General features: G+C 45.4%; 12 protein-coding genes. 3 read left to right on the top strand and 9 right to left on the bottom strand.

The annotated features are described in order from the left end of the window. Window positions 1-274: IS1 family transposase (locus A3IE_RS0117785; protein ID WP_020394719.1), on the top strand; the 274-nt coding region annotated here is incomplete at its 5' end. 57 nt (window positions 275-331) lie between these two features. On the opposite strand, the gene A3IE_RS0117780 is transcribed toward A3IE_RS0117785, so the two are convergent. The 5 genes from A3IE_RS0117780 to crcB all read right to left on the bottom strand — a co-directional run bounded on the left by A3IE_RS0117780 (window position 332) and on the right by crcB (window position 3,692). After that, entirely contained in the window at window positions 332-928 is a 597-nt protein-coding gene (locus tag A3IE_RS0117780; protein ID WP_157832900.1) for a hypothetical protein, read from the bottom strand. 143 nt (window positions 929-1,071) lie between these two features. Next, window positions 1,072-1,404 (bottom strand): hypothetical protein, encoded by a 333-nt coding sequence (locus A3IE_RS0117775; RefSeq protein ID WP_020396979.1) that lies wholly within the window; start codon window positions 1,402-1,404, stop codon window positions 1,072-1,074. 156 nt (window positions 1,405-1,560) lie between these two features. Beyond that, on the bottom strand, window positions 1,561-1,953 hold the full coding sequence (locus tag A3IE_RS21230) for a DUF192 domain-containing protein (protein ID WP_157832899.1): 393 nt from the start codon (window positions 1,951-1,953) through the stop codon (window positions 1,561-1,563). A 50-nt stretch (window positions 1,954-2,003) separates the two neighbouring features. Continuing rightward, on the bottom strand, window positions 2,004-3,278 hold the full coding sequence (serS, locus tag A3IE_RS0117765; RefSeq protein ID WP_020396977.1) for a serine--tRNA ligase: 1,275 nt from the start codon (window positions 3,276-3,278) through the stop codon (window positions 2,004-2,006). Between the two features lie 39 nt (window positions 3,279-3,317). Further along, on the bottom strand, window positions 3,318-3,692 hold the full coding sequence (gene crcB / locus A3IE_RS0117760) for a fluoride efflux transporter CrcB (protein ID WP_020396976.1): 375 nt from the start codon (window positions 3,690-3,692) through the stop codon (window positions 3,318-3,320). Window positions 3,693-3,706: 14 nt separating this feature from the next. Here crcB and thiL point away from each other — a divergent pair, with 14 nt between their 5' ends. Next, window positions 3,707-4,654, top strand: coding sequence for a thiamine-phosphate kinase (gene thiL / locus A3IE_RS0117755; protein WP_020396975.1), 948 nt, complete (start codon window positions 3,707-3,709; stop codon window positions 4,652-4,654). Between the two features lie 63 nt (window positions 4,655-4,717). Next, a complete protein-coding gene (locus A3IE_RS22315; RefSeq protein WP_020396974.1) occupies window positions 4,718-5,515 on the top strand; it encodes an SPOR domain-containing protein in 798 nt (265 codons plus the stop codon). Here A3IE_RS22315 and A3IE_RS0117745 read toward each other — a convergent pair. The 4 genes from A3IE_RS0117745 to A3IE_RS0117730 all read right to left on the bottom strand — a co-directional run bounded on the left by A3IE_RS0117745 (window position 5,512) and on the right by A3IE_RS0117730 (window position 9,249). Beyond that, complete coding sequence (locus A3IE_RS0117745) at window positions 5,512-6,921, bottom strand: cryptochrome/photolyase family protein (protein WP_020396973.1); 1,410 nt, start codon at window positions 6,919-6,921, stop codon at window positions 5,512-5,514. The genes A3IE_RS22315 and A3IE_RS0117745 overlap by 4 nt on opposite strands. A 3-nt stretch (window positions 6,922-6,924) precedes the next feature. Further along, window positions 6,925-7,890 carry a MerR family transcriptional regulator gene (locus A3IE_RS21220; RefSeq protein ID WP_020396972.1) on the bottom strand — a complete coding sequence of 322 codons (966 nt, stop codon included), beginning with the start codon at window positions 7,888-7,890 and terminating at the stop codon, window positions 6,925-6,927. 113 nt (window positions 7,891-8,003) lie between these two features. Further along, the gene (locus A3IE_RS0117735) at window positions 8,004-8,834 is read right to left on the bottom strand and encodes a CvfB family protein (protein ID WP_020396971.1); all 831 of its coding nucleotides are present in this window, start codon (window positions 8,832-8,834) and stop codon (window positions 8,004-8,006) included. A gap of 4 nt (window positions 8,835-8,838) precedes the next feature. Continuing rightward, the gene (locus A3IE_RS0117730) at window positions 8,839-9,249 is read right to left on the bottom strand and encodes a DUF2750 domain-containing protein (protein ID WP_020396970.1); all 411 of its coding nucleotides are present in this window, start codon (window positions 9,247-9,249) and stop codon (window positions 8,839-8,841) included. Window positions 9,250-9,299: the final 50 nt, after the last annotated feature.

Raw genomic sequence — 9,299 nt, 5'->3', positions numbered from 1 at the left:
CACCTTGAAGCAACTCTTGGAACGGTTGACACCTTTCAAACTGGCATTGTATTGCACGGATGATTGGGGCGCTTATGAGCGTTTATTGCCTGAAGATAAGCATTTAATCACTAAGCGCTACACACAAAGCATTGAACGGCAAAACCTGAATTTGAGGATTTGGATTAAACGTCTAGCACGCAAGACGATCTGTTTTTCTAAGTCTATCGAGATTCATGACAAAGTCATTGGAACCTGTATCGAAAGACGCTTCTTCAACTCCTTTAAATCATGACCGGAACCTACAATAAGAAAGGCCTAAATAATATTTATCTAGGCCTTTATACATTATTTAAGGGGTTTTAGGTGGAATATAGTTAGGGCAGCTAGGTTCTGGGCCATTTTTGTCATAACAATGTCTCAGGTCATTGGTGCTACCAGCAGCTGCGACTGAGGCTGCTGCGGCTACACCACCCAGAGCTGCCATCATAGTCGTGGTAGAGACACCTCCCACAACACCTCCGGTCGCCACACCACCAGACACTCCACCCAGCGCACCATTGCTACGACCCGCTCCCCTTAAAGCATTATTGAATGCATTATTAGTGGGTTGTGGACGTCTACCTGCTTGACCCACAGAAACCTTCTTACTAGCAGCGCACTGTGCTTTTTCAGAAATAGCTACTAAAGAGTTATTATCGTGGTTGATCTTGCATTGGCTAGCTTGGTATTGCAAACCTACTTTGCCATTTTCTAATACAATCACGTTTGAGCCTTCCGCCAAACTCATGTCAGCTTTAGCTAAGCTACGCACACCCTCAGCATTTTCAATGATCACTTGCCCTGTAACAGACGTAATCGTTGCTACCGAGCTAGGGGCAGCACTAGCAGCTCCCGCTGCTAAAGAGAAAGTAGCTACTAGCGTAGCTAATAATTTTCGCTTCATCATCAATCTCCCGATTGGTTATTCAACAGCATATAAAATAATAGATTCATTATAGATAGAACTATACCTGTCGGATTCTAATGGTTTTACTGAGTGAAAGATAGAAACTTTTTTAGGGCTTCTATCTTAATTTTAATAGTTATATGTTATTTATCACACAAGAATGCGCCGCCTGGAATAGGCTTGCCTTGAACATCTTCTGCTTTTGGATGATAACCGACAGCCTTAGTAAAGTTTGCAGCTTTACAGTCACTATCACCTTGCTTCTGAAGAGAAGCCGGTACAGCGCCAAAATTATCGACTTTATCCCAAGCTAAATTCATGGGATGAATATCGCCTTCGCTTTTTTTATCTTTTTCGATAATTAAGCGTGGTGGGGTTTTAGAGGCCGTTTTGGTAATGCGGGCTGATGTGGTGCTACAAGCTGACAAAGCAGCAATAGACAAAATTGATACTAATACAACTGGAATTTTATGCATAGTTTAATCTCCTACATATCGACACTTCAATTCAAAAACGTTTATATCAATTACGTACAAAACTGATATTTTTCAGCTTATCTTAGTATAGGTAGTACTATGCGAGGTTCATGGAACAAGACATTAATTTATTATCATAAATCAGAATAAATACAATTAATCAATTGTTAAAATAGCATTAAGCTTAATATGGTTTGCTGCGACAAAGCCAGCGGGCACTTCAACAACATATTGTGTATTAGCTGCTTGATATAGCGGGCAATCATCTACCATACAGGGCTGTGTATTCTGAGCAATTTGAATGAGCTGACGTCGCGCGTTAAAAAACAACATATCTAAGGGCATGGGGGTGTTTTTCATCCAAAAACTAACCATATTAGGTTTGTCATACATAAATAAGCCACCCGACGATTCAGGCAGATAAGTTACCTCCATTAATCCCTGTTGACGACTTGCTACGTCATCGAAGATCGCGACTCGAAGGGGAATATCATTAATATAGATGACATAAGGTAGGGGTAGTTCGTCTGTCGCTGGCGGCGAAGACATACAAGCTACTAAGCCGAAGCTTAGTAGGATCAAACTAAGCAGGGCACGTTTCAAACCAAATAATCCATACCATTCATATAGGGGCGCAAGGCTTCAGGAATGCGAATGCGCCCATCACTTTCTTGATAGTTTTCGACAATCGCAACTAAAGCACGTCCTACCGCAACACCAGAGCCATTTAAGGTGTGTACTAACTCAGGCTTGCCCGTTGCGGGATTACGATAACGCGCTAGCATACGTCTGGCCTGAAAATCTAGGGTATTAGAGCAAGAAGAGATTTCGCGATATTTATTCTGACCCGGCAGCCATACCTCAAGATCATAAGTCTTGGCAGCAGAAAAACCGACATCCCCTGCACATAACGCTAACACACGATACGGCAAACCTAATGTTTGCAAAATCGTTTCGGCGTGCTGGGTCATCGCCTCCAAAGCAGCCCAAGAGTCTTCTGGTTTAACAATTAGCACCATTTCGACTTTCTCGAATTGATGCTGGCGAATCAAACCCCGTGTATCTTTACCATGTGAACCCGCTTCGGAGCGAAAACACGGCGTATGACAGGTATATTTCAGCGGTAACTCCGCCGCCTCCAAAATAGTGTCACGTACTAAATTGGTAACGGGTACTTCAGAGGTTGGAATCAAATAATACCCTTGCTCGTTATTGAGCTTAAACAAGTCCTCTTCAAACTTTGGCAATTGTCCCGTACCGCGTAAACTTTCAGCATTGACCATATAAGGCACATATACTTCACGATAACCATGCCGCGTGGTATGCGTATCCAACATAAATTGAATCAACGCACGATGTAGGCGTGCCATCGCACCGCGTAACACCACAAAACGTGCGCCAGTCAACTTGCTAGAGGCTTCAAAATCCATCCAACCATTCGGCAGACCTAACTCAATATGATCTTTAGGGGTAAAATGGAAAGCCGTTGGCTCGCCCCAACGACGTACTTCAACATTTTCATCTTCACTCGCACCATCCGGCACGGAAGCATCCAGAATATTCGGCAAACCTAAGGACAAGGCTTCAAGCTCATTCTGAACTTCGATTAAACCCTGTTCAGCCATTCTTAATTGGTCACCGAGCTTAGCAACCTCTGCTAATAAAGGCGCGGTATCTTCACCCCGCGCTTTGGCTTGTCCAATGGACTTAGATTGCGTGTTACGTTGATTTTGTAATTCTTCTGTGCGGGTTTGTAAGGTTTTACGGCGACTTTCTAGGTCACGCAAGGCTGCAACATCTAACTTAAAACCACGTCTTGCTAATTGCTGCGCTACTTCATCAAGTTCATTTCTTAAGCGCTTAGGATCCAACATGCTTTTTTATCCATTTTGATTAAGCAAAAACGCATCATATCAAAAGCCTTTCGCAGTAAAAATGCCCAAACTCACCGCAAGTAAACAAAGGCCAACATTTAAACCAATATTGAGCAGCCCCTTAGTTAGATCACCTTGCGCCAGCAAATTAACTGTATCTAAAGAAAAAGTGGAGAAGGTAGTAAAAGCTCCCAACACCCCTACGGCCAAACCACGATACCAAGCGCTTGCCAATAAATCGCGCTGCCCAAAATAAAATGCTAAATACCCTAGGGCAAATGAACCCAACACATTCACCGTCAAGGTACCGTAAGGAAAGCCCTTGCCCAACACTTGCTGAATGCCCTGAATCGTGCCATAACGCAACAACGCACCAAACGCACCACCGACTAAAATTGCCAACCAACTTGCCATTTCGATCTCTTGCTATGAATGAATTTGATCTGATTAAAACCTATTTCGACTGGCCCAATCCACCTAATACAGTAAGTATTGGCGTAGGCGACGATGCCGCTATAGTACAAGTGCCGAGTGGCGAGGATTTACTTATTTCAGTCGATACCTTTATTAGTGGTGTGCATTTTCCCAGTGATACCCCCGCAGATGCGATTGGCTATAAAGCCTTAGCCGTGAACTTAAGTGATTTGGCGGCAATGGGTGCTACACCACGCTGGTTTACCTTGGCACTCACGTTGCCAGAAGTAAACCCACTCTGGTTACAGGCATTCGCCCAAGGTTTAAAAACACTGGCGGATGCCCATGGCATTTTCCTAATCGGTGGCGATACGACCCGGGGTGCTTTGAGTATTACCATTCAAGTCATGGGCACTGCTCCCAAGCAGCAAGCTTTATTACGTCAGGGTGCAAAAGCGGGCGATTTGCTCCTAGCATCAGGCTATTTAGGCGATGCAGCGGCAGGATTAGCTTTAGTGCAAGGACGTTTAAATCTGCCTGCTTGGGCCAGTGATTATTGCATTAAGCGCCTGAACTATCCTAGCCCGCGTACGCGCTTAGGAACTTGGCTGGTTGATAAAGCCAGCAGCTGTATGGATATTTCGGATGGTTTATTGGGAGATGTGAAGCATATTTTGCAACGCTCCCAAGTCGGTGCAAGGCTAAACACCCAACAGTTTCGATGGAGTAAAGCACTGGCCTTGTTACCTATGGAGCAACGCTTAGCTTATGCTTTAGGGGGCGGTGATGATTATGAGTTATTATTCACCTTACCGCCTATCTTATGGGCAAGATGGCAAAGTGAACTCTTAGCATACAGTGACGTCCAAGTGCTAGGCTGCATCACAAATCAGGTGGAATGTATTGAATTTGATCAAATGCCAAGCAAATCAATAAAAGGATATGATCACTTCGATAATTAGCTTGTATGTGAAATGCCCACTCGCTAGTATTAACTGATAACAATAAACAGAGGGCTATTTTCAATGAATCATTCGATACGCTTGGTTCTAAGTTTATCTATGGCTGCTTTATTAGCAGCGTGTAGTACCAATCCAACAGGCCAAAACACAGGTCTGGAAACCGGAACACCGGATCCTTATGTGAATAATGATGTCCCACAAGCAACACCACTAGCGCAGGGCGGTGGTGGCGGTGGAAATTACTACCAGCCGCGTCCCCAGCCACAACAGCCACAGCAACCTTATTACCCTCCCCAACAGCCGCAACCGCAACAAGGTGGTTATCAGCAAGATGCTTATGACCAGCAAGATAATGGCGGATATGACAGTTACGCTCAAGCTGGGCAACAAGGCGGCAATTATCAACAAGGTAACCAACAGGGTGGTGGCCAACAAGGCGGCCAAGCGCCTTATGATTATAGCGGTGGCGTAGGTGGGCAAACCGGCGGAAATAATTCCTACGATAGCTATGCCCAAGGTGGTGGTGACTTCGGCGGCTCGGGCGGGTACAACGATTCCTACGCAGGCGGCGGGAATAGTGGTGGCGGCAACAACTACTATAGTGGTGGCGGAAGCAGCGGTGGATCATCGTCTAGCGGTGGCGGCGGTGCAGCTGTTCAGGTTTTTGCTTCTGGTAATCGTAGTAATGCCGAACAAATTAAACGCTCGATGGACAGTCGTGGATTGCGTGCGGTGGTCGATCAAGTGGATGGACTTTATAAAGTACGCGTTCCTTTCAGCAGCGAAAGCGAAGCACGCTCTAATTTAGCGCGTGTCAGAAGTGCTTCTGGCCAAAGTGGTGCATTTGTTACCTTCCGCTAGGCAGATTTTATACTCGCAAAAGCCGCTAATGCTTGTTGGCGGCTTTCGGCTAAATCAAGCATTGCTAATGGATAATCGGCCAACCCCTCACCGAGCTGGCGTGGTTGGTGAATGACTTGACTGGAACGTGTCGCTAATTCAGGCACCCAGCGCTTGACATACAAGCCCTGTGCATCAAATTTTTCGCCCTGTAAGATAGGATTAAAAATTCGAAAATACGGTGCTGCATCTGCCCCACAACCAGCAACCCACTGCCAGCCTAATACATTATTGGCTAAATCCGCATCCACCAAAGTATCACGAAACCACTGTTCCCCTAATTGCCAAGGTAAACGTAAATTTTTAGTCAAAAATGACGCCACAATCATCCGCACACGATTATGCATCCAACCGCTTTGCCATAACTGGCGCATCCCTGCATCCACAATCGGAATACCGGTTTGCCCTTGTTGCCAGCGTCTTAAGCTAGCCTCATCTAAAGCTGCCCAAGGAAACTGTTCAAAACGTGAATCTAATGGTTTATCGAGGGTATGCGGAAAATGATAGAGCAGCATTATGGCAAATTCGCGCCAAACCAACTCCTTCATAAAGCGCTCATAGCCCGCAGCTAAAGCGGGATCAGCATCTAGTATTTGTTGTGTCGCATAACTGATTTGTGTCGGGCTGATTTCACCAAAATGCAGGTGTGGCGATAATTGCGAGGTACCATCCACAAAAGGATAATCACGCTGGTGGTCATAATCGTCTAGCGCGCCTCCTAGAAAATCCTGTAACGCCTGCTGCGCTGCTGCCTCACCCACGTGCCAATGCCCCATCATCCCCCAATGCCAATCCAGCAATGGCAGTAAGTTCAAGTCAGCTAACTCAAGGCTAACAGGCCAAACGACTGGCGCAGGAAGCTGTGCGGGTTTTGGTAAAACGTTGCGAATTAAACCTTGATTATTTAGCGCCTTCCAAAAAGGTGTATAAACTTTATAAGGCTCGCGATTGGGTTTGAGTATCTCCCACGGTTCATACAACACATTGCCACGAAAACTATGAACCTCGACGATTTGTTTTAAAGTGGCTTTAAGCTGTTGATCACGCTGAATCGCTGCTGGCGCATAACAGCGATTCCAGTATAAATGGCTAGCGCCTGTTTCTGCGATGAGCTGCTCTAACACCGTTTGCGCAGAGCCTTGGCGTAGAATTAAACGACTGCCGTGTTGCGCCAACGTTTCTGAAAGCGACCTTAAACTATGGTGTAACCAAACCCGACTAGCCGCACCTAGTTGGCTCGTTGTCGTTGGTGTCGGATCATCAATAAAAACGGGAATAACTTGCTCACAACTATGGCAAGCCTGAAATAGCGCGGTATTATCCGCTAAACGTAAATCTTGGCGAAACCAAACGATAGCCGTAGGCATAAGTTAATGCAGCGTGTTGTCGTTGGGGCGAGGCTGCCCCACCATTTCATCCAAGAGTGCAATCGCCATTTTCATCGAATGGGGCAAGGACTTAACACTGGAAGGCAAATCATTTTTTGGGATCATGTGCAAGTCTGGAATATCCAAATAATGCACTAGCAAATGCGTTGCGGTTAGGCGTGCTAAGGCATCCATGCGCGTTAATACATCTTGCGTTGGCGTACAAAAAATCACCGCATCAATCGTGGAGCGTTCTAGCACTAAAGGTAAATGTTGTGGACGGCAATCCGCACCGAGCAAGCTTGCTTGATAACCCTGTTGGTTTAAAAGGCAAGCAAATAAAAGCATTTGCAAATGCACCACAGGCTCATTCGACGAACCCATCAAAATTACACGCCGCCCATTCGCTTGGGCACTACAATCCAACCACGTTGTGGCTAAACGCGCCCGCAAGAACTCATACCAAAAAGCATATTCAGCACAGGTCGAATCCAGCATTGAACACTGACCATGCAACTCTAAACACAAGGGGAGAAATAATTCTTTGGCAACCAACTCGAGGGGGTAATGCGCCATGATTTCAGACATGGCTCTATCTAAAGAACGGACATCTAACTTATAAATACAACGCTTGCAAAACTCAAAATAAGCATTCCAATTGCCATCTTTTAAAGGCACAACACAAGCACACTCGCCATTTTTCTTACAGACTGAGTCCACCAAAGGGCGATTATCCAAAATGCCACGCACACGACCAACGGCAACACCTTGATCGATTAATTGTAAAATTTGGTGAATTCGCTGAATATCAGCTTGGGTGTATAAACGATGACCTTTAGGGGTACGATGCGGAATAATGAGCCCATAACGTCGCTCCCATGCTCGTAAAGTAACCGAGTTAACCCCTGTTTCTTCTGAGACTGTGCCGATGGGAAAAAGCGCCTCCTCGTTAGCTTTCTGATGTGCCATGCCTGTAATACTTACCTATTAGAAGCCACTTGAATTTTTAAAAACACTATATGCCATGCGTGCATATTTGAGAAATCCCACTATGCAAAACAGGTGAATAGTGGATACTTGCGTTAAACGAGCGTGATTTTATCTTTACTCAGTAAAATCCGCTGCTGTTTATACAGTAGACCGAGGGCACGTTTAAAGTGAGCTTTACTTACCTGAAATTCTTGATAAATCAATTCAGGAGCGGTTTTATCCGTAAACGTGGAACTACCACCGCGCGCTTTTAAATGTTCAATAATTTTGGCTGCTAAACCATCCTCAACCACCTCACCGGCTTTGCGCAAGCTCAGATCGATCCGGCGGTCAGGGCGAACTTGTTTAATGAAGCCCGACACACGCTGACCGATCTTGAGGGACTGATACACTTCGCTATCAAACAATAAGCCTATATGACTATTATCGATCACAGCCTTATAACCTAGCTCCGAACGAGCATAAATTAATAAATCCACCGGCTGTTCGGCTTTGAAGTAATACCCTAATTCACTTAAATGATGCGACAAGCGCGAAGAGGCGACAATACTTTCGCTGCGCTCATCCAGATAGACATAAACGACATAACTTTTGCCCACTTGCATCGCACTCTCTTGCTCAGCACGCGGCACTAATAAATCCTTGGGCAAGCCCCACTCTAAAAAAGCACCATAACGATTGGTGTCTACTACTTTTAAATAAGCGCACTCCCCCACCGTGGCAAGAGGTTTTTCAGTGGTGGCAATTAAACGATCTTCAGAGTCTAAATAAATAAAGACATCTAGCATCTGCCCAACTTGCAATCCCGCTGGAATATAGCGTTTAGGCAGCAGAATTTCGCCATAACTACCACCATCCAGATACAGGCCAAAATCCACTTGCTTAGCGACACGCAAGTGGTTGTATTCACCAATCTTGACCATGAAATTATTGCTTACCGTCGTCGCCTTCCGCGTCTTGCGCGTCCCAATTCTCATCCAATTCAGCGGCAATATCGGCGGGCTCTACTTCCAAACCTTCTAACTCATCATCCCAGTTAGGTCCGACCAACACATCATCTTCATGCATACCCGGCAACCAATCGCCCAAAAACTCATCTAGGCTAATCGCACGCGGTTGGTAATGACTCCATTCATCAATGCAATGTGCCTTCGCAGCCGCTTCTTCAGACCAAAAAGGAACAACATCCGTTTCCTCGTATAAGGCTGATGGACACAAAGCCCACTCATCATTCTCATCACATAAGCCCCATACTTGCCCAGACTGGCGCACCCCAGCAATAAAGGCTTCATAATTGGCTTCAAATTGAGCATCTTGTTGATTCTCTGGTGTAGTCATACGATTTTGCCTCAGATGGGGTGAGTAATTGTTCATTAATTATAGCATCA

Origin of the sequence: Thiolinea disciformis DSM 14473 (genome assembly GCF_000371925.1) — a bacterium.
In the GTDB taxonomy this organism is placed as follows: Bacteria; Pseudomonadota; Gammaproteobacteria; order Thiotrichales; family Thiotrichaceae; genus Thiolinea; species Thiolinea disciformis.
The sequence above is the reverse complement of the archived record's forward strand: the minus strand, read 5'-3'. Positions and strand labels throughout refer to the sequence as shown.